This is a genomic window from Granulicella mallensis MP5ACTX8 (assembly GCF_000178955.2).
GTDB classification, from domain to species: domain Bacteria; phylum Acidobacteriota; class Terriglobia; order Terriglobales; family Acidobacteriaceae; genus Granulicella; species Granulicella mallensis.
In genome coordinates, this window is the sequence record NC_016631.1 from 1,155,265 (window position 1) to 1,180,169 (window position 24,905).

At 56.7% G+C, this 24,905-nt stretch carries 19 protein-coding genes and 1 tRNA gene; 10 read left to right on the forward strand and 10 right to left on the reverse strand.

Features of this window, described 5'->3' with window-relative positions; translation table 11 throughout:
• The first annotated feature begins 93 nt into the window (after positions 1 to 93).
• Positions 94 to 1,122, forward strand: coding sequence for a hypothetical protein (locus ACIX8_RS04775; protein WP_223295465.1), 1,029 nt, complete (start codon positions 94 to 96; stop codon positions 1,120 to 1,122).
• 268 nt (positions 1,123 to 1,390) lie between these two features.
• Here ACIX8_RS04775 and ACIX8_RS04780 read toward each other — a convergent pair whose 3' ends face one another.
• Together ACIX8_RS04780 and ACIX8_RS04785 are read right to left on the reverse strand one after the other, a co-directional pair.
• Positions 1,391 to 2,644, reverse strand: coding sequence for a YdcF family protein (locus tag ACIX8_RS04780; protein ID WP_014264194.1), 1,254 nt, complete (start codon positions 2,642 to 2,644; stop codon positions 1,391 to 1,393).
• Between the two features lie 83 nt (positions 2,645 to 2,727).
• Positions 2,728 to 5,592 carry a TonB-dependent receptor gene (locus tag ACIX8_RS04785; protein ID WP_014264195.1) on the reverse strand — a complete coding sequence of 955 codons (2,865 nt, stop codon included), beginning with the start codon at positions 5,590 to 5,592 and terminating at the stop codon, positions 2,728 to 2,730.
• Positions 5,593 to 5,929: 337 nt separating this feature from the next.
• Between ACIX8_RS04785 and ACIX8_RS04790 the strand changes: the two genes are divergently transcribed.
• The gene (locus ACIX8_RS04790) at positions 5,930 to 7,246 is read left to right on the forward strand and encodes a hypothetical protein (protein ID WP_014264196.1); all 1,317 of its coding nucleotides are present in this window, start codon (positions 5,930 to 5,932) and stop codon (positions 7,244 to 7,246) included.
• Positions 7,247 to 7,377: 131 nt separating this feature from the next.
• Here the strand turns inward: ACIX8_RS04790 and ACIX8_RS04795 are convergent, their stop codons facing one another.
• The 4 genes from ACIX8_RS04795 to ACIX8_RS04810 form a co-directional block, all read right to left on the reverse strand.
• Positions 7,378 to 8,595, reverse strand: coding sequence for a DUF1624 domain-containing protein (locus ACIX8_RS04795; RefSeq protein ID WP_052310566.1), 1,218 nt, complete (start codon positions 8,593 to 8,595; stop codon positions 7,378 to 7,380).
• An 81-nt stretch (positions 8,596 to 8,676) separates the two neighbouring features.
• Positions 8,677 to 10,785 carry a glutaminase family protein gene (locus ACIX8_RS04800; RefSeq protein WP_014264198.1) on the reverse strand — a complete coding sequence of 703 codons (2,109 nt, stop codon included), beginning with the start codon at positions 10,783 to 10,785 and terminating at the stop codon, positions 8,677 to 8,679.
• A gap of 131 nt (positions 10,786 to 10,916) precedes the next feature.
• Positions 10,917 to 12,437, reverse strand: a complete 1,521-nt coding sequence (locus ACIX8_RS04805) for a sialate O-acetylesterase (RefSeq protein ID WP_014264199.1) — start codon at positions 12,435 to 12,437, stop codon at positions 10,917 to 10,919.
• Between the two features lie 225 nt (positions 12,438 to 12,662).
• Positions 12,663 to 13,964: an MFS transporter gene (locus tag ACIX8_RS04810; RefSeq protein ID WP_014264200.1), complete on the reverse strand. Its 1,302-nt coding sequence runs from the start codon at positions 13,962 to 13,964 to the stop codon at positions 12,663 to 12,665.
• Positions 13,965 to 14,483: 519 nt separating this feature from the next.
• Between ACIX8_RS04810 and ACIX8_RS26470 the strand changes: the two genes are divergently transcribed.
• Entirely contained in the window at positions 14,484 to 14,618 is a 135-nt protein-coding gene (locus ACIX8_RS26470; RefSeq protein ID WP_223295536.1) for a site-specific integrase, read from the forward strand.
• A complete protein-coding gene (locus ACIX8_RS26085; RefSeq protein WP_044176177.1) occupies positions 14,615 to 14,836 on the forward strand; it encodes a hypothetical protein in 222 nt (73 codons plus the stop codon). The genes ACIX8_RS26470 and ACIX8_RS26085 overlap by 4 nt, the downstream gene beginning before the upstream one ends.
• A 32-nt stretch (positions 14,837 to 14,868) precedes the next feature.
• Here the strand turns inward: ACIX8_RS26085 and ACIX8_RS04825 are convergent.
• Positions 14,869 to 14,943 (reverse strand) — tRNA-Phe (locus ACIX8_RS04825).
• Positions 14,944 to 15,175: 232 nt separating this feature from the next.
• On the opposite strand from ACIX8_RS04825, the gene ACIX8_RS04830 reads away from it, so the two are divergent.
• From ACIX8_RS04830 to fabF, 5 genes are all read left to right on the forward strand, one after another.
• Positions 15,176 to 16,813 (forward strand): adenosine deaminase family protein, encoded by a 1,638-nt coding sequence (locus ACIX8_RS04830; protein WP_014264202.1) that lies wholly within the window; start codon positions 15,176 to 15,178, stop codon positions 16,811 to 16,813.
• Between the two features lie 71 nt (positions 16,814 to 16,884).
• Positions 16,885 to 17,190, forward strand: coding sequence for a hypothetical protein (locus ACIX8_RS04835; RefSeq protein ID WP_044177817.1), 306 nt, complete (start codon positions 16,885 to 16,887; stop codon positions 17,188 to 17,190).
• Between the two features lie 229 nt (positions 17,191 to 17,419).
• Positions 17,420 to 19,210, forward strand: coding sequence for an alpha-glucan family phosphorylase (gene glgP, locus ACIX8_RS04840; RefSeq protein ID WP_014264204.1), 1,791 nt, complete (start codon positions 17,420 to 17,422; stop codon positions 19,208 to 19,210).
• A gap of 133 nt (positions 19,211 to 19,343) precedes the next feature.
• Positions 19,344 to 19,784 carry a MarR family winged helix-turn-helix transcriptional regulator gene (locus ACIX8_RS04845; protein ID WP_014264205.1) on the forward strand — a complete coding sequence of 147 codons (441 nt, stop codon included), beginning with the start codon at positions 19,344 to 19,346 and terminating at the stop codon, positions 19,782 to 19,784.
• A 76-nt stretch (positions 19,785 to 19,860) separates the two neighbouring features.
• Positions 19,861 to 21,108 (forward strand): beta-ketoacyl-ACP synthase II, encoded by a 1,248-nt coding sequence (gene fabF, locus ACIX8_RS04850; protein ID WP_014264206.1) that lies wholly within the window; start codon positions 19,861 to 19,863, stop codon positions 21,106 to 21,108.
• Positions 21,109 to 21,451: 343 nt separating this feature from the next.
• Here fabF and ACIX8_RS04855 read toward each other — a convergent pair whose 3' ends face one another.
• From ACIX8_RS04855 to ACIX8_RS04865, 3 genes are all read right to left on the reverse strand, one after another.
• Entirely contained in the window at positions 21,452 to 22,354 is a 903-nt protein-coding gene (locus tag ACIX8_RS04855; RefSeq protein WP_014264207.1) for an NAD-dependent epimerase/dehydratase family protein, read from the reverse strand.
• A 63-nt stretch (positions 22,355 to 22,417) separates the two neighbouring features.
• Positions 22,418 to 22,798, reverse strand: coding sequence for a cupin domain-containing protein (locus ACIX8_RS04860; RefSeq protein WP_014264208.1), 381 nt, complete (start codon positions 22,796 to 22,798; stop codon positions 22,418 to 22,420).
• Positions 22,798 to 23,277 carry a carboxymuconolactone decarboxylase family protein gene (locus ACIX8_RS04865; RefSeq protein WP_014264209.1) on the reverse strand — a complete coding sequence of 160 codons (480 nt, stop codon included), beginning with the start codon at positions 23,275 to 23,277 and terminating at the stop codon, positions 22,798 to 22,800. Before ACIX8_RS04865 ends, ACIX8_RS04860 begins: the two co-directional genes overlap by 1 nt.
• A 116-nt stretch (positions 23,278 to 23,393) precedes the next feature.
• On the opposite strand from ACIX8_RS04865, the gene pdxR reads away from it, so the two are divergent.
• Complete coding sequence (pdxR, locus tag ACIX8_RS04870; protein WP_014264210.1) at positions 23,394 to 24,887, forward strand: MocR-like pyridoxine biosynthesis transcription factor PdxR; 1,494 nt, start codon at positions 23,394 to 23,396, stop codon at positions 24,885 to 24,887.
• Positions 24,888 to 24,905 lie beyond the last annotated feature (18 nt).

The following is a 24,905-nucleotide window of genomic DNA, read 5'->3' on the forward strand; positions in this document are numbered from 1 at the left end:
AGAGACATAGCCAGCTTAGGATGCCAGTTCATGGCGGAAAAGGGTTTTACAATGTCGCTCAAAAAATACCTGTGCTTCTTCGCGTGGATAGGAATGGCTACCACTTTATCGACGGCGGTTGCGCAGGGCCCCGACCTGGACTTTCTAAACCACAATCGTCCGATACTGGATGCGCATAACTGCTATCCCTATGAGGGCCAGTGGAACGACCGGGTGACGCGCGCGTTGCGATCGGGATTTCCGGTTTCTATCGAGCAGGACCTGGCATGGTATGTAGATCCAGCGACGGGGAAGGGCCGTGTCGTCGTCTCGCATACGCCCAAGCCCACCGGCCAGGAGCCAACCTTACGCGAATATTTCTTTGAGCAGGTCCGGCCTGTCATCGAGAAGGCAATTGCTCAGAATAAAAAGAAGGAGTGGCCGCTCGTCGTCCTGCACTTCGATTTCAAGGATAACCAGCCGGCGATTCTGAATGCCGTCTGGCAGTTGCTGGGCGAATACGAGCCGTGGCTTTCAACTGCCGTTAAGACGGATGATCCTCACCAACTCTCTTCGATTGAGCGGAGGCCTATTCTGGCGATTACTGAAGCCTCCGATGAGCAGGAGAAGGTGTTCTACGACCAGGTGCCGGTCGGCGCTAAGCTGCGCATCTTCGGCTCGGCTCATGATCCTGTAAATCCCAAAGGCATGCCGATGCAGGAGCTTATGCACTGGGCTGTTGTGACCCCTCCTGAACAGTTACTTACGGAGCGCCCCACCAACTATCGGCGTTGGGTGAACAGCTCCTGGTATCCCGTTGAAGAGGGGGGACAGAATCACGCGGGTGAGTGGACACAGGCAGACGATGCGCGCCTGCGCGCCCTCGTTGATCACGCTCACCAACTCGGTTACTGGACCCGCTTCTATACTCTCGATGGCTTCAAGTCCGGGGATGACCAAGGATGGGGAGGGTATTACAACTTTGGTTCGAAGGAAGCTGTCATCCTGAGATGGAAGGCTGCCATCGCGGCCGGGGTGAACTTTATCGCTACAGATCAGTATGAGGATCTGTCCCCGTATCTGAAGCAGTACGAGAAGGATCTTCGTCCGGTCGCACCAGCGGCGTCGACCCCGAGCCACTGAGAAGTTATGTCGCGGATGTTTCCAGCTTTACCTTGCTTGCAGAAGCACAGTCCGAACTTTTGCCTCTGGGCCGATGTCAAAGGCCAATCACGTAGCTTGATTCTGTTTGCCTTTCTGTTTTTTCTCACGCAGCATAGGCACAGAAGAGTGCTGCGTCGAACGAGGACCAGATACAGGCAGTGATCGTGCTGGCGAGGCATGTGATTCCGGGTGGTTCCAGGCTTGCAACACCTGAAAGGGATGGACAGTTCACCGCGGAAAACAATTGCTATGGGTCAAGTGGGTCCATAGGGTTTTGTTCCAGCGACTCAACCTCTGGCAGGAAGACAATGCTGGTATCCGAGGACCGTGTGATGATTTGATACGGCACATAGCCTAATTCGGAGCGGCAACGATCAGCGAATGATTGACCCTGGATATAGGTGATTTGTAAGGGATCGCTGACGACAAGGGCTTGCTTGTCTATCGGAATGTTGTATCGGTAGATTTCACGCGCGGCATTGCGCATATTCGTCGTGGTGTGCCGGGCGTGCGGATCTACAAGAATCGCTTCTTCTGGCACATGGTAGTCGCTCAGAAGAGCTTTCTTCATCTCGATAGCCTCTGAGAAACGTGTCTGGGAAGGATGAACGTAGCCCCCCGAGACGAGGATGAAAGGGGCTTTGCCCGCGTGATACGCCTCGGCGGCCAAAGCAGTCCGCTTACGGCCAATCTCAGCGAGGGAAACGTTGGGATCTTCCGGTCCTTCGCCGGGTACGACAATGACCGAGTAGGGGTACTTGTCCCAGTGAATTGATCGGAGAGCCTGCACCGCTGCGCGATTGACGCTTTCTTCCATAGGTTCAAAGCGACCTGCCTCATCGCGATGGTTCATAGCGAGCAATTGCAGTGCAGTTGTGAGAGAGGACTCAAAGAAGAGCTTCGGCGTTTCGTTCGATAACTGCTCTGTTAGAGAGGCTGTACGCTGCTGGAAATCAGCCGAATGTACATCAAAAGAGATGGAATCGATTCTTGGATAACGAGGACGAACGCCCTCTCCGTAAACGGTGAGCACCTCATTGAGTCCACGAGCGCAGAGTTCCCACGCGCTCACAAGAAGGCCTTCTCCCTCTCGCGCCTGGTAGAGTTCATAGGCACCGCTCGCTCGCAGTTCTTCGTCAAGAATCTTTCGGACCTGCCGGTTGCTGCGATAAATCTGGGCAAGAGCCAGTGAAACGGTGTGAATCTCCTCGTCATTCCAGACAAGAGCCTGGAACGTACACTCTGGCTTCTGTTGGCAAGTTTGCAGCGCTTGCCTGAGACGCTGTTGTCGCGTCGAATTGATCTGGCTGAGCGTTTTGTCTGACGCTAATGCGCCGCTAAGTTTCGGGTTCGCCTGAAAAAGTGACAGAAGGTAGAAGTTCTTGTCCTGGATGGCGGCATGCAGAGTCAACGGCTTTCTTGTTGGAGAGCCTTCCGCGAAGCTGTGGGGAGTGAAAATCGCCAGGGCGAGAAAACAAATCTGAAGATGACGCAGATGCATGGGCTGCTGAAGTCTCCTCCGAATCATCGGAACGAAATGGAGCGTGGAGGCCACCGAGTTGCCAGGGTAGCCTCCACGCTACTTTAGAATTTAATGCTTGCCCCGAGTTGAACATTGCGCGAGGTGCCCGCAGCTGTCTCTCGAAACAGGTCGCTTGAGTTTGCCGTATTGATTACGGCACCGGTACAGCCGGTGGTTGTGTTGCAGTTAAGATTGTTGGTGTTCAGCAGGTTCTCTGCTCCGATGAACGCGGACATATGGATGCGCTCTCCGATATCGAAGTAGCGTTTGACCTGTGCGCTCACCTGAGAGAAGCCGCGGCCATAGTCGCTGTTGCGACTCTCAAAGAGTGGCCGGTCATTGACGACTCCATCGTTGTTAAGATCTGTGCCTGCGGTTACGTTGATGGGAAAGCCGGAGTTCATATAGGTAATCGTTGAAAGCTCAAAACCGTTGAGCCAGTGCAGAGAGGGGGCGGCCAATTTGGGCTGATACAGCCCCTGGAGTACGAGGTTGTGGCGTATATCGCTGTCGGCATTGCCATAGTCGCGACGGAGATTGGTAGGATCGCTGATGCTTCCACCCTCTCCGATATTGTCGTCAAGAGCATGCGAGTACATGTAGTTGACGGTGAACTCAAGGCCGTTTGAAAGCCGCTTCTGTAGGGTAAGGAAGCCGCCGTTGAAGTTGGATGTCGTCCCGGAGTGGATCAGGTTGATGGCGCCAAAGTTGGGGTTCGGGCGCTTGGCCGTGCCGGCAAAGATCGGCCGTCCGTCTGCCAGTGTCTGTCCGGTCGCGGTAAGGTTTGTATCCGCATAGTAGAGCCCGTGTCGCAAACCCGCGAATTGATAGCCGATCGTGAGTTGAAAGTTGGCGCCAAGCTCCTGCTGGATCTGCAGATTGGCCTGCTGCTGGTAGGCATTGTGGAAGTTCTGGTCGAAGGCCGTAATGCTGGGAGGGACTTCAAATGCGCCGCCGTTGAATTGTGGAACATTTGGAAATGTTGGTGATCCCGGGGTGCTGCCAGTCACCAGATAGTTGAGCAGGCGATGACCGTTGACCTGCGCCGCATTGTAGAAAGTTCCTAAGCCGGGCACATCGTAGTACATGCCATAGGCCGCGTGGACAGTGGTCTTTCGGCTGCCGAAGGGAGACCAGGTGAGGCCGAACCGCGGCGCAATATCTTTGTAGTCGTTGGGGACGCTACGCGAAAGCGGATAAGGCGCTAGAGCATCAAAGGTAGGGAAGAGGATCACTTCATAGCGTGCGCCTACGTTGATATTCAGGTTAGGAGTGATGCGAATCTCATCCTGCACGAATCCATTCACAAAGTTGAATGCGATCCGAATCTCCGGATTGCCACTGTATGCAGTGAGGTTGGTATAGGTGTAGGGTAAGCCTGTCGCCGGATCGATTGCACCGGCAACGGTGTTGAGATATTGGTTGAGTGCGCTTACGGCAGGGCGCCCGTTCTGTGCGGCGAGACCACTGAAGGTAAAAGTGGGAGCAGTCCCAGAGAGGTTTGCAAAGAGTTCGTGATCGAACTCACCACCAAACTTCAACGTCTGCCGTCCGTGCGTCCACGTCAGGTTGTCGAGCGCGCTGGTGCTGCGCTCGGTGGTGGTGGTTGTAGTCAGCGGGCTGAACCCAATGTTCGCAACGCTCGAAATGTTGATCAGAACATTCCCCGCAGGGGAGTTATTGACTACGGGAAAATCTCCAGTATCGCGCTGGATGGTGCCGAAGCGCAGCTCATTGAGCAGGCTGCTGGAAAGAACGGTAGCGAGTTGGACACCGCCACCATTCTGGTGGTCAACATAATAGGAGCCACGGTCGACGATGGCGAGGCCGCTGTCGTTGTTTGGCTGATGATTCGTAAAACGAGCATAGCGGATATAGCCACTATTCTTCGAGTTCAGGGTGTAGTCCACTTTACCAACGAGCGTACGGTAGGTCTCTCCGAACGGAGCAGTACCAATCTCGTTGCTGGGCAAAGCGAGTGCTGCGGCACTGGCCGGAGTGATCGTGATAGCGTTCGGAAGAGTATAGGGGTTGTTCTCGAACTGCCCAAAGAAGAAGAGCCTGTCTTTGACGATGGGTCCACCCAGGGTAAAGGCTTCGTCATACCAGCTACGGTTGGGCTGGACAGTGGCGAGCGTGGGGATCGCCTGTAGGTCCGTGGGGCGCCACTGCCCAAGTGCCGAGCCGTGGAACTGATTGGTGCCGGACTTCAAGAGGACGTTAACCTGACCTCCAGCAGCTCTGCCGAACTCGGCAGAATAGCCGTTGGCTAAAGTTTGGGTCTGCGCGATCGCCTCCGGAGTGACGATGATGAGGCGAATCTGCCTGTTCCCGCCATGCTGGGTGTCATCGAGACCATCGAGGTTCCACTGCGAGCGCTCCGTTCCTCCGAAGGTGAACTGGGTCGTCGAGAACGTGCTGGTCGGCATACCAATGACGCCGGGAGAGAGGAGCAGGAAGTTGTAAGCCTGGCGGGAGAGAATCGGCAGGTTCTCGATCTCCTTCCGATCGAGCACGGCACCTACCGTTGAGGTTCCGGTGTCAAGGATGTCTGCTCCGGCCTCAACCTGGACCGTCTGCGAGGTGCTTCCGACGACAAGGGGGATATCCAGCCGGGCCTCCTGGCCTACACTCAGGACAATGCCTTCCAGCGTATGCGTCTGGAATCCATCCGCGACCGTGACCAGGCGATAGACTCCTACCGGCACGAGCGGAAAGCGATAATAGCCTTTTTCGTCGGTCGTCACCGCTTGAGAGATACCGGTGCTGACGTTGGTGAGCGTATTATGAGCGCCGGAGATCGCGCTCTTGGAGGGATCTAAGACGTAGCCGTTTACGGCGGCGTCCACAGCATTTGCCTGTGCGAAAGAAGCAACAGGAAATACTGCGAACAAGAATAGAAGCTGGAAGCAAAGATTACGGATCACGTCACTCTCTCCTAAAGCATGGTTGGTGGGAATTCCGGATGTACCAATTCGGTCAGTCTGCTACCTGTTGGCTCCGCGTCTGATGCGAGATCAATTCCTGCAAGCTATTTCAACTCGTCAGCTCGCATAGGATTAGCACCATCGTTCGCAGCTACCAAAGCAAATCACTGCAACTCGACGGGAAATCACTGCAACACCCCCGATACAGGACATAACACGCTGAAAATGCGAAGGTTGGTTTCGGGATGGATGTAACCGATACAGTGAATAGACTGTTTCAATCCTGTTTACGCTGGGTTTACATGAGCCTGCTTAACTAGAATTTCTGTAGGTTGCCATGATTCTCGCTGATAAAGAGGAAACTCACTCCGGGACTTCAGAGACGGATTCTCGCCGTGAGCTGGTCGGCCGTGTCGTCGCGTCCGCGCCCTTCTCGAAGACCGAACGTCTTTCGAGTCTGCTTATTTATGTCTGCGATGTTGCACTGGACGGCAGGGCGGACGAACTCAGCGAGCAGAATGTTGGTGAGGCTGTCTTCGGCAGGGCACGTGATTACGACTCCGCGAACGATGGCATCGTAAGAGCACAGGTGAGCCGCCTTCGACAGAGACTCGATCTCTACTTCGACGGCGAGGGAGCAGCTGAGCCGATCAGGATCGTGATTCCCAGAGGTGGTTATGTCCCCTTTTTCGAACCGCGGCTCCCGAAAGAGGTAATCGTTCCCGCTCCGGCGCCCATGCCAGATCCGGTGATCTCGTTCGCAGAGCCGTTGCGAATCGAAAAACGACGTATCGGAAGCGCCGGACTGATGTGGGGTCTGATCGTCGTCCTTGCAATAACAGTTCTGGCGCTGCTGCTTAAGATGGCAATCGCTCCCAGGGAGGCGCAACCGGTTCACTCGGCCGGTCACCCATTCTGGAGCCTGATGTTTGGCGCAGACCAGCCAACGACTCTGGTCCTGGCCGATAGTAATTTGGTGGTCTGGCAGGGATTAATGAAGCGAGACGTCGGCTTGGCGGAGTATCTTAGCGGCGACTACAGGACGACGATCCCACCAACCGCTACACCCCTTCAGATAGAGGCGCTGGGGATAGCTCGCGGCCGGTATACATCGATGATCGATGTTGAGATGGTCCAGTACTTCTCTCAAATCTCGCAAAGCGAGCGGAGCAAACTCGGGGTACGATACACGCGCGATCTAAGGCCCAACGACTTGAAGATGGGCAATATCATTCTCAGCGGAGCGCCGGAAGCCAATCCCTGGGTCCAGCTCTTTCAGCGCGATATGAACTTTGTCTATTCGTATGATCGGGCGAATAGAAAGACGTCAGTGCTCAATCGGTCGCCCAAGGGAAATGAGCCCAGGCAATGGGACTCGTTTCAGACGGACAAGCAGCACCAGGTTTATGGCGTCGTCGCTTATTTGCCCAACCTGAGTGGAAACGGCAACGTCCTTATCCTCGAAGGTACAACGATTGCGGGCACCGAGTCTGCCTTGGATTTTGTATCTGACGACGCCCAACTACTGCCGTTCTTGAAACAGATACGTCAACCAGATGGCAAAATTCCGCATTTCGAAGTGCTTCTCGGAACGAATAATATGAGCGGCAGTGCGGTGAAAAACAGCATTCTCGCATCGCGCATAAAAAACTAGATGGTTGCTTAGGGAATCCCTTCCACTGCAGCCGTAGTTCGTAGATCAACCTATAGTTGTCTCATTGACGTCTCAATGCCATTGAACTATACGGTTGCGAATCACGATTCAGAGAGTAGTCGGCGAAACCCTTAAAGGTATGCCAGCCACCAACTGCGCTTCCGATCTTTCAGACGGCTAAACCAGGCGCACAGGGGATAGAGCGCCAAGACCACCGACATCCAGATGAAATAGACAACCGGCAAAGAATAGCCCCAACCGTCGAAGTGGCGTGTAAAGACGGCATCCGGTGTAATCCAGAAACGCCAGTTGGGGTTCGTAACGCGTGCCACAACGAGTGCGAGAGCATGAATGACAAAGATGTGGGCGATGTAAAAGAAAAAGGGAACCCGTCCGTAGACATTCAGGAACGCGCGGAATCGATCCAACCGGCCGGCAAGGACCACTTTGTCAAATAGAGCGAAAAGCAACAGCACTACTCCGAGTGTTGCTAACAGGTAGTGGAGCGAGGGTGGATACTTCTGTACCGAGAGGAATGACATCACCGTGTGGCTCGGTGTTCCAAGGTGCTCGAAACCTGGCCCGGGATCACCATAGCCGTGCGTGAAGCGGAGGAGTGCGAAGAGCCCAAGACTCGCTATTCCGGTCAGGAGTGAAATACGCTGTCTTGCTTCTGGATTCTTCGCAACGATAGAGCCAAAGCCGTAACCGAGAGCCATTACTCCCACCCACGGAATGATGGGATATCCATACACTGCGACAGGATGCGCGTGGAAGGTCAACACTCCGCGCTGGTGGAGGAGGTGCCAGGCGTTTGACCAATGTCCCAGATTTTCGGCATGAACGGGATCGAGAAGATCATGGCCAAAGATCACGATCGCTCCGAACGCGCCAACCGCAGCTACAGGCAGCCATTGCAGTCCGGCCAGCACGATCATGCTGACACCAATGACCCAGATGACCTGGAGAATCGGCAACCCGAAACCGAAAGACCAACCGAAACTTACTACTATGATTTCAAAAGCGATCAACCATAGTCCGCGCAGGATAAGAGCGCGGGTGAGCGTTGCAGCGCTCTTGCGCTGACGCTGGAGATAAACGCTGGTACCGGCAAGCAAGATGAAGCCAGGGGCACAGATGTGGGTGATCCAGCGGGTGAAGAACAATGCGGGCCAGGAGTGGATTGGATCGGCTGGGTCGATGGCCGCGTTCGAAAAATAGTCGCGGGTGTGATCGATCGCCATGATCAGCATCAAGAGACCGCGAAGGACGTCAAGTGACTCGATGCGATAGCTGCGGCCCGAGGATCTTCCCTGGGATGGCTGTTGAATCATCTTCGAAGATGGCATAGCTGATTCATGGATGTTTTTGTCGGAATATGCAGACGTCGCTGATCGACTGTCAGTCACTATGGTTCTCCAATTGATTTACTACTGCAGATGCGAGACAGACGTCCCAGACTGCGCATGGTTACGCCACTTCTTTGCCAGCGCATCGTCACTCAGAGCCTTCATATAAACCCCGCCCACAACCGAGCGGGCCTGGAAGCCCTGCTGCTTTCCACTCAGTGTGTCATACCAGTCCGTCAGCGGAACTCGCGATGGCGTATCGTCCAGCCACGCTGCGATAGGTGCGGTAAAACTCTCAAATTGCTGCGGGGAATCCGCCAACGTGGCTGTCCATATCTCCCAATCCAGCTTGGTATAAGTCTTGCGGCTATCCAGAGGCAGCCCATAGCGATTCATGTGCTTCGCATAAAAGGCGAGCTCTGTCTCTCGCACCTTGGTTGGAAACAGATTCAACCGCAGCACTTTGTCCCACACTAGATTGTATTTCTGGCTCCACGTGTCGGTCGAATCGAAAGCCAGTTTGTAGTGGTCGCCTTCATGCGCCATCGTTTCCCATTGTGCCGCCATTGTCTTTGCCAAGCCGGCATAAGCTTTTGCCTCATCTGCATGGCCTAGTTCTTGAGCCATTTCGGCATAAGCGCCCAGCGCGTCAATCGCTTTGATCGACAGATTTGCATTGTGTGCCAGATGTCCGGCAAAGTCGTCCGTGCTCAACTGGTTCTCCGGGTCAAGTCCCTTCTCCCTCAGGTACTCGGCCCACTTTGTCAGCAATGGCCAATACGTTTTGGCAAAGTGCATATCGCCCTGGGCACGACCCATTGCGGCAATCATAATCAGCATATTGCCGCTCTCTTCGACGGGCATTTGATCCTCTTCTGTACGCTCGCCGCCACCGTACACCTGCCCGTTTGCCAGGGGATACTGCCCCAGATCATGCGGTGCAAAGGGCCACCGCCACCGCCCGCTCGCAGCATAGTCCATCACCGGTTTAAGCTGCGCCTCGAGTAACGCAGGATTGAAGAACAAAAAGAACGGCGCAGACGGATACAGCACATCCACGGTCGAGATGCAGCCATTGCTGAAGTTTTCCTTCGGAAACTGCAGTGGCCTGCCATCCACATCCGCAGCGAATCCATTTGCGGCCAGTGTCTGTCTGTAGGCCAGCGCTGTTAATCGCGCATAGTCTTTGCCGCCCACGCGCTCCATGTCGGCAACCAGTTCTTTGTCGAACTTCACCGCCTTCGCATCCACGGCTGCATAGTCACGTTCAGATTCGGCCAACATCGTTCCGCTCGTCTTGCCATCTCTTGCCCAATACGGCCGCAGCCTGCGATTCAGATACTCGATCGCATAATCCTGCGTAAAGCTCAGTAGCACATGCCGTTCTACCGCATGGCTTCCGGATACATTCATGGGTAAGGCAACTGCAAGCTGCACCGCGCCATCCGTCGGTACGCGCGGCATCCTCACATCGTCTTCCTCCGGTAAGGTGCCGTCATGGACAAATGACCTCACCGTGTCGCCACTCATCGCGCTTGTTGCTTGTTCGTCCGTGGGTATAGCCAGGTGAAAATAACCCCAGTCGGCGCGCAGATTATCGCCGCTGCGATTCAATACACGCTGTTCCTGAGATCCAACGCTCATTACCTGCAATCCCTTCGCTGCAGATCGCCCCCAAACTACAAACTGGTCCTGTGAATTGACCGCAATTCGCGAGTCTACATCCAGGTACGCTTCTACTGTGTGCTTCGCGCCATCCGTCGCAGACACTTGCCATGTGACATACGTTACTGGCCGCGCCATGACATCAAACTCGTCCGGCAGTAGCGGAGAGAGAAAGGTGAGCACGCACCGCACACCCGCACCTTCAAATGAATAACGTGTGTGGGTGGGCGTTATCTCCATCGCTGTCTGATTCATCGCGGGCACTTCACGCGGACTATCTCCCATTACGCGATAGGATTTTCCATCCACGCGCAGTAATCCACGCATGGGCTGTTCCGTGCCGGTCCAATGTCGCGTCGGGCCATCGGTAAGCTTGTCTGTCATCGACCACACGCTGAAGTATGGGTCATGCGTCACGAGCGGCACTGCTGGTTCACGCTGCGCGGACGCTCTCGTGGTGAGTAAAGCAGCGCATAACAGCAATCCAGTAACTATCGTGCAACGGGAAACAACAGAAAAGTTCAAGGGTCTCTCCAGAATGAAAACGGCGGTGTTCTATGGGATACTGCAGGCGATGCCTCTCACGAGCTTGTGGACACCCTAGCGTACCGGGCTGGAGGCGGTGAACTGAAGTGAACAGTCAATATCAGCTATCTCTACGGAGCTAATTCGGAAGAGAATGTTGACGCCGGTAAATCGGCTGAGTTGTAGATATTGCCGTCCACCACACCGGACCATCCGAAACGAACATACATAGGTTGAAGGATTTCTGGTGCGTTTACGAGGACGGTCTCTCCATCGATACGTGCCGTTGCGGCGACGAAGTGGCGGTCAGGCCCGGCGAGTTCGAATGCGCTGAGTGGTTTTCCTTTGGACGTGAGTCCCTTCGAGTTATCGAACCAAACGCGCATGCTGAACGATCCATCTGGATTGCTCTCCCTGGTAGCTTCTCGAAAGAGCGGTCCGGTCGAGAGAATGGATTCACCATACACCAGGTGCCGAGCAGTTAGAGCCAGACGGGCTCCAACCGTTTGTTTATCGCTGGGATGGACATTCTTCGCATCGCCGATATCCAGCGTAACGGTCATGGCCGTGTTGGCGACATCGAGCGTCCGGCGCTGTGCATCGCGGACGGCACCCCAATCCTCTGATGGAGAGTCAAAGCTCGAAATTTGTACGTAGAGAAAAGGAAGATCGCCTTGCGCAAAGTGATTCCGCCAGTCTCCGATCAACGCCGAGAACAGAGACTTGTAATAAGGAGCGCGATCATGTGCGGAGTTCGATTCGCCCTGATACCAGAGGAACCCCCTAATCGTCATCGGCGCGAGCGGGGAGATCATGCCGTTGTATATCCCTGCCGGCACCCATGCTTCCTCAGCGGGATGCCACGGGTGCTTCGGAAGAGGCTTGCCTGCGTGCTGAGCCGCTTCGTCTTCGGCCTTTTCCGAGGCAAGGATCGCGTTGAGGTCTCTTTGCTCGTCGGCAAAATGGGCTCTGCTAAGGAACGCAGGCAGAAGCTGAGCATTGGAGCCAAGCGTGTTCAGTGAAATCCAGGAGTCCGCGGGGGTTCCTCCCCAGGTCGTGTCTACCAATCCGATTGGAACGTTCTCATGCTGCGAGATATCGCGCCCGAAGAAATAGGCGACGGCGGAAAAATATCTCGCGGTGTCGGGCGTACAAAGCGTCCAGACGTTTTGTTGATCAGCTAGTGGAAAGTCATTGCTCTTATGCTCGAGCCGGAGCAGCCTCAGCCTTGGCTGTGTGGCGGCAGCAATCTCGCTTGCCTGATTCTTCAGGGGCGTGTCTGGCCCGAACCCTTGCAGCGGAAATTCCATATTGCTTTGTCCGGACGCAATCCACACATCTCCGACCAGGAGATCGTGTACTGCCACATCCGCGCCGTCTCCTGTAATCGTTAGGACATACGGCCCTCCCGCGCTCTCAGGGCGCAGATAGAGACTCCATATCCCGCCGGCATCTGCAATCGACGCGACCTGTTGTTGATGGAAGTGAGCCACCAGGTGCGCACCGGGAGCCGACCAACCCCACACGTGGATCGGACGATCGCGTTGCAGGACAGCATGATCGGAAAAGAGGTGTGGAAGGCGAACTTCGGCGTTGGCTTTCGCCCCCTGCGAAGTCAGGGCGAACAGAATTAATAGCTGAAGCCATTTCAAAGGTTGAACCTCCATGCGATGTCGCGATTTTACCCGCCAGATTGGGAGATTGCTCGAGTGAATATCTTTTATGCATACTGGCCGAGAAAGACCGTTCGCCTGTACCTGCCGAATATTGATTCAGTATTCGGTGATCAGACTCCTTTTAGGTTGGCCGCTCTACGCACTATGAACCCTCGAATCTCCATGGTGCGGTTTAGCATGATGGCTTAGACACGAGCCTTTTCAAAGTGCGCCGGGGGCATCGATTTCGCTAAGCGCATGCTTCGGTGCCATCAGCGTTGCACAAAGTCCGACGACGGTCACAGCCGCGATGTAGTGTGCCGGCCCGATGCGGTCAAGATGTGCAAGCCACGAGACCAAAAGAGGAGTCAGTCCGCCGAAGAGCGCGTAGGCGAGGTTGTAGGAGAATGAGACTCCGCTAAACCGTATCGATGTTGGAAATGCGTGAATCATCATGATGGGCGTGAGTACAACTGCGCCAGCGCCGAATCCCGCCAGTGCATAGAGAGGCAGCAGCATGGCTGGCATCGTCTCTGCACCGCGATATAGTCCATACGCTGAAGCGATCAGGAACAACAGCATCGGAACAGAGACACGGCGGACACCGAATCGATCTGTAGCAGCACCGATGACGATGGTGGAGATGCATAATGCTGCTGTCGCGACCAGATTAGCGGTTTGCGCTTGACCGGCCGCTATCCCAAATAACTTAGGCAAAAGCGAAGGCGTCATCAAAATTACAACTACGATGGCTGCGGTAAGCATCCACGTGCTCAAGATCGAGGTCACGACCGCTCGACAATGTCCTTTTAGGACAACACCTAAAGGCAACTCGCGGGAAAGCCTTGCACGGTTCCGCATCTCTTCAAACACTGGAGTTTCTTTCAACCAGCGACGCAGCCACATCGCGATGAATCCGAAGACGCCGCCAATCAAGAATGGAATTCTCCAGGCTCCCGCGGCTATCTGAGTTTGGCTGAATACTCGGCTAAGACATGCGGCCATCAATGAGCCGAGGAGGATACCGAAGCTCAACCCGCTGGTGAGCAAGCCGATCGCGAAACCAGCCCTTCCACGTCTCGCATGCTCTGCAACGAAGACCCAGGCGCCGGGCGCTTCTCCGCCGATGGCTATGCCTTGCATGATCCGCATCAACAAGAGAAGCAGGGGCGCGGCCACCCCGATCGATTGATAAGTTGGAAGAAGCCCAATGAGAAGCGTCGGAATTGCCATCAGTAGGACGCTGAGTGTGAACATGCGTTTGCGTCCCCTGGTATCACCGAAATGCGCCATTACGATGCCGCCAAGGGGCCTCGCCAAGTAGCCAGCAGCAAAGATGCTGAAAGTCTGAGCCTGACGCACCCAATCAGGCAGGCTCGCGGCAAAGAACAACTTCCCGATTATGGTGGCGAAGAACACGAAGATAACGAAGTCATAGAATTCCAACGCACCTCCGATAGATGCGAGCGAAAGAATGCGGACTTCCGATGTCGATAGTTCACGGGTTTTCTGCGGGATCATCATTAGCGTAAGGGTTTCCTATGTCTGAAGCAGGTTTGCGATTTCACGCCCTGCGCTGGCTGTGGTTGGCGTCAACAAGTCGGTGCCGGGACCTATCGAAATTGAAATGAACCCTTATCCTCTGAACATGAAGCACCGCGACGGAGAAGTAGCCGTAGAGTGCGTCTGGTTCTCCTTATGAATAAACACCGAGAAATTGAATCTATTCCCGCGCCTTCAGATAAGGTGTACCGTCCCGTAATAGTGCCGATGTACCAGGTTAGTGCCGCAATCAAACGATACAAGCGTGGTAATCGCTAATTGGATGGCACCCGGCCGATGACTTTAGCACTGTTAAAATCAGCAGGCCGCATTGCGCTTCCTGAGCATATCCGCGACCTCTGCATGAGATAAGTGCGCGGCAAAAGGGTGGGGTGCATCTGCCAGCGCGTACGCCGTTGAGCCTGTAACAGCGACAGTCTGGTTTAGGTCACTCCTAACGACAGAGTTGAACGTATCGGAGGCCTGATTGATGAGGATTGGATTTTCCCGCCAAACCGGGGCGACAAGAGTGAACGGCAACGTCTGGAAAGGAGTTTTGATGACCTGCTCGCCAGGGCTAGGATTCAGAACTTCTGGTTCCACGATCTGCGCCATACCTTCGCGTCCTGGTCATGATGGACGGCGGCGATCTCTACGAGCTTGTGAAGATTCTTGGCCACTCGAATATCAAGATGACTGAGCGCTATGCCAAGTTGGGACGCGAGCACATCACGAAGACCAAGCACCACCGCGAAGGTGATCTGGAGCCTGAAGAAGAAGCCGGAGCAGAAAGAAGGCGACCAATAGAACGTCGCTTAGGCGATGGTTGTATTGGTCGTGCGACTAAAACCTGAACTCTTTGGAAACCGCTAAGTCTTTTATAATGTGGTGGCCAGAGACGGGATCGAACCGCCGACGCCGGCCTTTTCAGGGCCGCGCTCTACCACTGAGCTATCTGGCCTTGGCACTGGAACACCTATCGGGCTGCCAAGTGCGCCCGTTAAGCTCGTGCGTTTCGACTTCGCCTGCCTGATGGTGGGGAGGGAATAACCAACTGCGTTACCGCGTGTGGCTTTCGAGAACGTCGAAGGCCAGTATACCAATGACTTACGTCTCGCGCCAACCTCGATAAGTGCAAAACCTTTTTCCCCGGTCTTCGCGGTACGATAAATCCCTGACGAGGTACATCCGGCATGATGAGTTTTTGCAACCGCCCTATCCAGAGGCTGCTCCGTTTCTCCGTTCTCTTTGCCTTTGGCTCAGCCCTTGCCGGTAGCGGCGTGTTGGCACAGACAGGTTCTCCGCTCACGCCTTCCGAGGCCCGGACTGCACGTGCCTTTGAGGCCGCAAAGAAGCTTGGAGCGCCGGAGCTTTATGCGTTTCTCAAGCCGATGCCCAAAGGCGCCGATCTTCATATGCATCTCTCCGGCGCGGTTTATGCGGAGACCTTTATTGCCGAGGCCGTCAAGCAGGGGCTTTGCGTCGATCCCAAAGCTTTGACGTTCGCGCCGCCCGTGACAGGGAAAGACGCGCCCTGCGGCCCAGGCAATCTTCCTGCGTCGTCCGCGCTCAAGGACCAGAGACTCTACGACGCTCTCATCGATGCCTTCTCCATGCGCAGCTTCGTTCCCAGCTCCGGCGTCAGCGGGCACGACCAGTTCTTTTCCACCTTCGATCACTTTCGCGGTCTCGATAGCTCCCATGCGGGTGAGTGGTTGGATGAGGTTGTCAGGCGTGCTGCTGCGCAGAACGAGCAGTATCTCGAGGCGATGCAGACTCCAACCTTTACTCATGCTGCGGACCTCGGCTACAAGCTAGGCTGGCCTAAGGGGGCGGAGAAGACCGTTACCCCCCAACAGCTTGCCAGGCTCCGCGATGAGCTTCTCGCCAGCGGTGTGCGCGATGAGGTTGGCGTCGACAGCAAAGAGCTTGCCGATGCGGAATCCGCGCGTCGTGCCATGGAGGGATGTGAAGGCGCGCAGCCCAACCCTGTGCAGATCCAGGGGATGGAATATGATCCCTGCACGATCCAAACGCATTGGCTCTACCAGGTTCTGCGCGGGTTTCCTCCCCAGCAGGTTTTTGCCCAGACGCTTCTCGGTTTTGAAGTCGCAAGCGCTGATCCACACGTTGTCGGCATTAACTTCGTGATGCCGGAGGACGGTCGTGTCTCCATGCAGGACTACCACCTCCAGATGCAGATGCTTGACTATCTGCACTCGGTCTATCCGAAGGTTCGCCTGTCGCTACACGCCGGCGAGATCGCTCCCGGCATGGTGACACCGGATGGCCTGCGCTTCCACATTCGCGAGGCCATCGACCTCGGACATGCGGAGCGCATCGGCCACGGTATGGATGTGCTTTACGAAGATCATCCCTCCGCCCTGTTGAAAGAGATGGCGGACAAACACGTCATGGTTGAGATCAACCTGACCTCCAACGATGTCATTCTTGGCCTCACCCGGACCGATCATCCGCTTGCCGCCTACCGCGCTGCACACGTGCCGGTCGCGCTCTCCACCGACGACGAAGGCGTCAGCCGCATCGACCTCACGCATGAGTACGTGAAGGGTGCGGAAGAGCAGGGTCTGACCTATGTCGACCTCAAGCAGATGGCACGCACCTCGCTGGAGCACGCCTTTCTCGCCGGAGAAAGCCTCTGGGCGGCGCCCGACAGCTTTACGCGACGCAAGGCTGCTTGTGCTGCACCGATCACTTCCACCAGCAATCCCACCTCTGCCTGTGCCGTGCTGTTGAAGTCCAGCGAGCGTGCCGCCGAACAGTGGGAACTGGAACGCCGATTCGCTCTCTTTGAAGCTTCTATCCACTAGCTCATGCGCTAAACTTGTGTCGCACCGGCCAGATATTTCGTGGAAATCACGATCCTAAGGAGAGTCCCTTGTTGAAGCGAGCGATTTCGGTAGTGCTGCAAACCATCCTGCTGCTGGCCGTCTTCGGCGTCGGGTCGTTTCTTCCGGTGTTCAATATTCTGCCTATGTGGAAGATGGGCGCTGGCGCCACGCACGATTTCGTGCTCGACGGCCTACTTTTGATGATCGCGCTCTACCTGGTCATTCTTGCCATTGCAGCCGCCCGGAAGCGGTTGCGCAGCTCCGGGGCTCTCAGCACCCTGGCGTTCGTACTGGCCCTCCTTCTTGGTTTTGCGATGAAGTTTGGAATGGTTACCGTCGGTTCGGCTGCCTCCTGACCCTATTTTGGGCTGTTTTTCCACAAACCTGAATCTGCCTCGGAACCCACGATTTTTCTGCCCGGGAGGCCGATTCTTGCTAGTCTTTAAGAGGCAAAGCACTATCAGCGGTCAAACGATTGCGTACTTACTCCACGCAGGCTGGACCGGAGGGGCATTTGTCGATTCCTGATCGTTGTTGTTGCCGCCGGGATTATTGCCCGGTTGAGAAAAGGACTCCTCCTTCCGAATGAATCTTTCCGCCTCTTCCCGTATTGCCACCCCCGCCCCCGCCATTGATCTCGCCGAACGCAAGATCGCTTACTTTTCGATGGAGATTGCACTTTCCAAATCTCTGCCGACGTACTCCGGAGGCCTTGGCATGCTGGCAGGGGACACCCTGCGTTCCGCTGCCGATACCGGCGTATCCATGGTTGTTGTCTCCCTGGTGCACCGCCACGGCTACTTCCAGCAGCACCTCGACGGAGTCGGCCAGCAGACGGAGAGCGATGTCATCTGGTCGCCAGAAACGACCCTGCCTTCCGTCGGCCAGGAGATTGTCGTCACCATGCAGAACCGTGAGGTTACGGTCCGCGCGTGGCGTTTCGACGTGGTCGGTGTCACCGGCCACATCATCCCGGTCTTTCTGCTCGACACCGATGTCGAAGGCAACGACCCTTGGGACCGCAAGCTGACTGACCACCTCTACGGCGGCGATACCTACTATCGCCTCTGCCAGGAGACGATCCTCGGCCTCGGCGGCGTGAAGCTGCTGCACGCACTCGGCTGCAAGCCTGAAGTCAGCCACATGAACGAGGGCCACGCCGCACTGCTGACGATCGGCCTCCTCGAAGAGCGTCTGAACGGTGCTCCGCTCCGCGATGCCACCGAGGCCGACGCCGAAGCGATCCGCCAGCAATGCGTCTTCACCACGCACACGCCGGTACCGGCGGGCCATGACAAGTTCGGTCTCGACCAGATGGTTGCGGTGCTGGGCCATGACCGCGCCTCGGCGATTGAGCGCTTTGGCTGTCTGCACGACGGTCTGATGAACATGACTTATCTGGCGTTGCGTTTCTCGCGCTACGTCAATGGTGTCGCCATGCAGCACGGCAAGGTCTCGCAGAGGATGTTTCCCGGCTACCGGGTACACGCGATCACCAACGGCGTTCATGCCGGAACGTGGCTCTCGCAGCCCTTCCAGGCGCTTCTGGATAAGGAAGTCCCCGAGTGGCGTCACGATAATCAGTACTTCCGCTCGGTCTACGGCATCGCCCCCGCGGTTATCGACGCGACCCATGCGCTCGGCAAGCAACGTCTGATTGCGACGGTCAAACATCGCACTGGCGTTGAGCTTGATCCTAAAGTCCTGACGCTCGGCTTTGCCCGCCGAGTGGCCACCTACAAGCGCGCGAGCCTGCTCTTCCGCTCACCCGAGCGGCTGGTTGAGATCGCCGAGAAGATCGGTGGACTGCAGATCCTGTTTGCCGGCAAAGCCCACCCTGCGGATAGCGCCGGCAAGGGACTGATTCGCGATGTCTTTACAGCGGCAGCGAAGATCAATAACTCGAAGCTGCGCATCCTCTACCTGGAAAACTACGACTGGGATCTGGGCGAGCAGCTTACGGGTGGTGTCGACGTATGGCTGAACACGCCGCTGCGGCCCTATGAAGCTTCAGGCACCAGCGGCATGAAGGCGGCTCTGAACGGCGTTCCCAGCCTGAGCGTGCTCGATGGTTGGTGGATCGAAGGCTGTGCGGAGAACATCACCGGCTGGGCCATTCCGGACTGCGACGATGAGGCGGCGGAAGCCAGCCTGCTCTATTACAAGATCGAGCACTCTGTCGCTCCGCTCTACGCGAACAAGGCTGCCTGGGCTGAAGTTCGCCGTCACTGCATCGCGATCAACGGCACATTCTTCAACACGCATCGCCAACTGGGCCAGTATGTCTCGAACGCCTACTTCCCGCAGTCGGCCTCGGTCGCTGCGAGTGACCAGGTGATTGTGGATGACGAAGTCCGCGAGGGCGTGCTGGTCTAATCTGTCCCGTAGCAACGGCAAAGGCGTCGCGTTCTCGCGACGCCTTTGTCGTTGCACTCTCATCTTTCGTCCGTTTGGGTCGCATGGACATACGTGTAATTACACGCATACAATCTTCTTAGGAGATTGATGAATGCCCTTACATCCTGGTGATCCGGGCTGCATCTGCTATCGTCTGCGACAGACCGCACGGCTGATCTCTCGAACCTACGATCATTTCCTGGCCCCTGTGGGGATCAGCATCGGACAATTTGGCATATTGGCCACTCTCGCCGCGATGCAGGGGAGTTCCATCTCCGAACTTGCCGACGTGCTGCAGATGGAGCGTACAACGCTTACGCGCAATCTCCTGCCGCTCAAAAAGCTCGGCTACATCGAAATTGAGGAAGGGGACGACAAGCGAGCCAAATCTTTATGCCTGACCCGGGCGGGCGAAGAGACTCTCTCGGACGCAAGACCACTTTGGCAGGCTGCTCAGCAAAGCGTTGAGCAGCAACTCGGTAAAGCTGAAGTGCAATCACTCAGCAAGACCTTGGATGGCGCGATGGATCGTCTATCGGCCAGTTCCGGTTAGGGCGGTCCCGTAAAGATCTTGATTTCAAGTACTCCTACTGATGCATTTGCTCCAGTCGTATGAAAAGGAAATCGATATGAATCAGCAACGCCGTGTCGTCGTAACAGGGGTGGGCCTCGTAAGTCCGGTAGGTATCGGTACGGAGGAGACCTGGGCCGCTTTACTGAAGGGCGAATCGGGGATTGCACCGATCCGCTTATTCGATGCCACCCAGTTTGCCTGCCGGATTGCCGGTGAGGTAAAGGACTTTGTTCCGGAGAAGTACATAGATCGCAAAGACATCAAGAAGATGGGCCGGTTCATCCAGTTTGCGATGGCTGCCGCGGAGTTTGCCCTGACGCAGGCTGGCCTGAGCATCACGGAAGAGAATGCGGAGCGCGTCGGGGTCTACGTCGGCAGCGGTATCGGCTCGTTCGAAGTGATCGAGCGCGAGCATGCGAAGCTCCTTGCCAGCGGCCCCGATCGTGTCTCGCCCTTCTTCATCAATGCCACTATCGCGAATCTGGCGTCGGGGCAGATCTCCATCAGGTACGGTGCCCAGGGGCCAAATCTCACGTGCTCTACAGCCTGTACTACCGGGGCGCACGGCATTGGCGAGGCCTGGCACATCATTCGCCGTGGCGATGCGGATGTCATGATCTGCGGCGGCAGCGAGGCTGCGGTGACGCCCCTCTCGATTGCAGGCTTTGCCGCAATGCGTGCGCTCTCGACCTGCAATGACAAGCCGGAGACGGCATCCCGCCCCTGGGACAAGCAGCGGGACGGGTTCGTTACGGGAGAAGGAGCCGGAGTACTGGTTCTTGAAGAGTTGGAGAGTGCCCAGGCTCGAGGTGCAACCATTCTCGCGGAACTCGTCGGTTACGCTGCGAACTCCGACGCCTTCCACACCAACGCTCCGCCGGAAGACGGGCGCGGCGTGCGGCGAGTGATGCAGCTTGCGCTCGAACGTGCAGGGCTAATGCCAAGCGATATCCAGTACCTGAATGCTCACGCGACTTCGACTCCTCTTGGCGATCGCGCCGAAGCCCATGCCATCGCCGAGGCCTTTGGAGAGCACACGGACAAGCTGCTTGTAAGCTCTACCAAGTCGATGACAGGGCATCTGCTGGGCGGCGCGGGAAGCCTCGAAGCCGGCATTACCGTGCTGGCCCTGAGGGATCAGATGGCGCCCCCCACCACGAATATCGAGGAACTCGATGAGGCCATCAAGCTGAATATCGTTCATGACAAGGGTGTCTCCGCGCCGATGGAGTATGCGATGTCTAACTCCTTTGGCTTTGGCGGAACCAATGCTTCGCTTATCTTCCGTAGGTGGAAGTCTTGATTTGCCAGACAGTGTCTGGCAAATCAAGGATGTACCCATAGCATTTGTTCATACGACCACAGAATCGTCATCCTGAGCGGAGCGTCCCGGCTTTTGGGGACGCGGAGTCGAAGGACCCCGAGAGTCGCCATCTTGCCTCTATCCCTCGGACCTTTTCTACCTCAAGTGTTCGAGCCCGGACCTTCGTGCTGGAAAAGGTCCGGGAATCATGGGCGAGAACGAATTCCTCGGGGTCCTTCGACTCCGCTCCTCGCAAAAAGCGCGAGGGGCTACGCTCAGGATGACGAATGTGTGGGGATATGGACTTTAAAGATCGCTGTCCCACAGCGGCATCAGCCACTCACTACAGCCACTCCAGCCGCCGGGGCTTGAATCCAAGCACCCGCTTCGCTTTGGCATTGGAAGCCCCGCGCAGCCTGGTCTGGTAGTAGACGGCATCTTCTCCGGCAGCCTGTCGCGCCTGCTCCTCTGTCACGTGCGCCGGTGGCGGAGCGCCAACAGACTTCGCAAAAGCGGGCAGCCACAAGCGCATCGGCGGAGGGTCATCCTCCACCACGTGGTATATCCCCGGCTCGCAATCGAGAGCCGCGACTGTCGCCAGCGCTGCATCTTCGATATGCACCCACGACCACAAGCCCTGTCCGTTGCCGATAAGAGGGAGTTGCTGCTGCCTCACCTGGTCTGCTGCGCCGCCACTTGGTTCATACCAGGTATTCGGACCATAGAAGAACCCATAGCGCAGCGCGACACCTTCCATCGCACCGGGCTGGAGCACACGCGCCTCCAGGGTGGTGTAGGTCTGCGCACTGAGCGCCACACCGGGGCTCGCATCGAGAGCCAATCCTTCAGACTCGTCCGCTAAACCTTCGCCGGCCTTCAGAAAGAATCCCGTTGACTGCTGAAGGTATCGCCGCACTCCACAAGCCAGCGCCGCGCGATGCAGATTGCCACCGCCTTCCAGCCGCAGCTTGCGGTCACCGGACTGATAGGAGGGCATGTCTTTCGGATCTTTCGGCAGGGAAGTCAGCTCATCGATGACGACCTCAGCCTTCGACTGCCGTAGTGCCGACTCGACGGCAGCCGCATCGAACGCGTCCACCATGGCAGCGGTTGCTCCCATCTCACGCAGCTTTCGGGCTCCGGCCTCGGACCGGGACATACCGGTGACGGTATGTCCCTTGCGAATCAGTTCCGTAATGAGCGGCTGTCCAATCGCTCCGCTTGCACCAGCGACAAAGATATTCATCTTTCTCTCCTTCTGAGAACTCTGAGGAATGGATGGGCCCCGATCCGGGGCGGTTGTGTGGCCTTACTTCACGGGTATCAGGAACGGAGCGCCTTTGTCCTTGACGAAGAACACGAGAAACTTCGCAGGCTTGGTCTTGCTGGCGTTTCGTCCGACGAGGTGCACATCCTCTGGAGACTCATAGAACGTATCGCCCGGCTTGAGCGTCTGTTCCTTCCCGCCCTTGGCCTGCATGACCACGGAGCCTTCGAGCACGTAGACGAACACCTGTGCGTTGTGGCGATGAACGGGATCGACCTCGCCGGGTGCAAACTCCACGGTGATCATTGCGCCTTCTTTGCCGGGAATGCCGGTGAGGTCTTTCGACATAAGTGGAGTGATCTTTGGCTGTTGGGCCGTCAGGGTGCCTGCCGCCAGTAAAAACAAGAGAAGAATGCGCTTCATTATCTTCCTTCCTCTGCTTTGCGTGGGGCTGGCTGGTACTCGCCCGGTACCATGCGGAACGAGATGGCGATGCGATTCCACCCATTGATGGTGATGATTGCCAGGGTGAGATTGACCAGCTCTTCGTCGGAGAACCGTTGCCTGGCCTCCTCGTAGGCCTCATCGGGCACATGGCCTTCGGCAACCAGCGTCACGGCTTCGGTCCACGCCAGAGCCGCCTGCTCCCGGTCGGTGAAGAACGGCGTCTCGCGCCATGCAGACAGTGCATAGAGACGCTGTTCGCTCTCGCCTTCCGCACGAGCATCCTTCGAGTGCATGTCGATGCAGTAAGCGCATCCGTTGATCTGGGAGGCACGCATCTTTACCAACTCAAGCAACGAAGGCTCCAGCTTGGAGGACTTCCGGATAAACATCTCCAGGTTGAGCATCGCGTTGTAGGCTGCGGGCGAGGTCTTCTGGGGTTCTAATCTCGATTTCATGTCAGGTATTCCTTTCATTGTCAGAATAGCCAGGAAGTGGACCGGCAGGAAGGTCCATAATTGAAATGTGGGCAAGTCCACTTGGCCGGAAAAGAAACGGAGTGTCTACCCCAGCGATGCCAAAGATGGAAACCTTTCAGGATCTATCGCTCCATCCCTCGACGAACCAGAAGGAGCTCTGGCGCTGGCTCTACACCGAGCTTCGTGCGGCAATCCTTGACGGCCGTCTCAGGGCAGGTACACGATTGCCCTCCACGCGGAGCCTGGCCGTGCAGTACGAGCTCTCACGCGGCACAGTGATCACAGCCTTCGACCAGTTGCAGGCCGAAGGCTACATCCGCACGGAGGTGGGCTCCGGAACCTATGTGGCAACCGGCTTGCCGGATGGTCCACTGCCAACCTCCCGCAGCAAGCCTGCACCCGCGTTGCCGCAATCAACGGCCACGCTGAGCAAACGTGCCCAGGCGCAGTTGAAAGATGTGGTGGTGATGCCTGCGCCGCACTCGGTGGGTAAAGCCTTTCGAGCCTACGAGCCTGCTATCGATCTCTTCCCGGCCGACCTGTGGGCACGTACGGCAGCGCGAGTGCTGCGACGGGCTCCGCGTTCTCTGTACGGCCACGGCAGCGCCGGAGGCTACCAGCCGCTTCGCCGAGCGATCGCCGAGTACGTTGGCTCCTCGCGCGGTGTGCGATGCACGCCGGAGCAGATCATCGTGACCTCGGGTGCGCAACAGGCGTTGGATCTGCTGGGTCGCTTCCTGCTGGATCCCGGCGACTCCGTATGGATGGAGGACCCCGGCTATCCCGGGGCGTGGCAGACGCTGCGTGCGGCAGGTGCGCGCATTATCCCTGTACCTGTCGATCAGGATGGGCTCAACGTTGCAGCGGCGCGCAAGCTCTCACCGCGAGCGAAGATGGCCTACGTTACGCCTGCGAACCAGTTTCCATTGGGCGTAACGATGTCTGCCGACCGCCGTATAGAGCTGCTGCAATGGGCCGCCGAGGCGGGAGCCTGGATCGTCGAGGACGAGTACGATGCCGAGTATCGCTACTTCGGGCGTCCGGTGGCGGCGCTGCAAAGCCTCGATCGCTCCGGGGCTGTGATCTATGTTGGAACGTTCACGAAGATGCTCTTCAATGCGCTTCGCTTGGGATTTCTGGTGCTCCCTCTGCGGCTAGTCGGTGCTTTTGAAGCGGCAAGAACGCTGGTGGACCGCCATCCTCCGACGCTCGACCAGGCCATTCTCTCTGAGTTCATTACGGAAGGACACTTCGGCCATCACGTGCGAAAGATGCGTCAGATCTACGCGGAGCGAATGGCCGTCTTGAAGGAAGCTGCGGACGAGCATCTGGGTGGGCTGCTCGATGTAACCAACGCCGCTGCGGGCATGAAGACGGTGGCATGGCTGAAGACAGGGACTTCGGACAAAGCCGCAGCGGCGCAAGCCAGAAGGCTTGGACTGGAGATGATCGAGCTATCGGAGTTTTCCATCAAGCAGCCGTTGAAGCCTGGTTTGTTGTTGGGGTTTGCCGGCTGCAATCCTGACGAGTTGCGCCGGGGTGTGTCTGTGCTGGCGGCTGCACTGAGAAACCCACCCGCGCTACGATAGAGTTCGAGGAGATTCATC

What these genes read in the sequence shown, in the direction of transcription:
- glgP (WP_014264204.1), top strand. Translation starts at nt 17,420, where the DNA reads ATGAATCTTTCCGCCTCTTCCCGTATTGCCACCCCCGCCCCCGCCATT.
- ACIX8_RS26085 (WP_044176177.1), top strand. Translation starts at nt 14,615, where the DNA reads ATGATGGACGGCGGCGATCTCTACGAGCTTGTGAAGATTCTTGGCCAC.
- ACIX8_RS04780 (WP_014264194.1), bottom strand. Translation starts at nt 2,644, where the DNA reads ATGCATCTGCGTCATCTTCAGATTTGTTTTCTCGCCCTGGCGATTTTC.
- ACIX8_RS04865 (WP_014264209.1), bottom strand. Translation starts at nt 23,277, where the DNA reads ATGAAATCGAGATTAGAACCCCAGAAGACCTCGCCCGCAGCCTACAAC.
- ACIX8_RS04810 (WP_014264200.1), bottom strand. Translation starts at nt 13,964, where the DNA reads ATGATGATCCCGCAGAAAACCCGTGAACTATCGACATCGGAAGTCCGC.
- ACIX8_RS04790 (WP_014264196.1), top strand. Translation starts at nt 5,930, where the DNA reads ATGATTCTCGCTGATAAAGAGGAAACTCACTCCGGGACTTCAGAGACG.
- ACIX8_RS04860 (WP_014264208.1), bottom strand. Translation starts at nt 22,798, where the DNA reads ATGAAGCGCATTCTTCTCTTGTTTTTACTGGCGGCAGGCACCCTGACG.
- fabF (WP_014264206.1), top strand. Translation starts at nt 19,861, where the DNA reads ATGAATCAGCAACGCCGTGTCGTCGTAACAGGGGTGGGCCTCGTAAGT.
- ACIX8_RS04845 (WP_014264205.1), top strand. Translation starts at nt 19,344, where the DNA reads ATGCCCTTACATCCTGGTGATCCGGGCTGCATCTGCTATCGTCTGCGA.
- ACIX8_RS04855 (WP_014264207.1), bottom strand. Translation starts at nt 22,354, where the DNA reads ATGAATATCTTTGTCGCTGGTGCAAGCGGAGCGATTGGACAGCCGCTC.
- pdxR (WP_014264210.1), top strand. Translation starts at nt 23,394, where the DNA reads ATGCCAAAGATGGAAACCTTTCAGGATCTATCGCTCCATCCCTCGACG.
- ACIX8_RS04830 (WP_014264202.1), top strand. Translation starts at nt 15,176, where the DNA reads ATGATGAGTTTTTGCAACCGCCCTATCCAGAGGCTGCTCCGTTTCTCC.
- ACIX8_RS04775 (WP_223295465.1), top strand. Translation starts at nt 94, where the DNA reads ATGGCTACCACTTTATCGACGGCGGTTGCGCAGGGCCCCGACCTGGAC.
- ACIX8_RS04795 (WP_052310566.1), bottom strand. Translation starts at nt 8,595, where the DNA reads ATGCCATCTTCGAAGATGATTCAACAGCCATCCCAGGGAAGATCCTCG.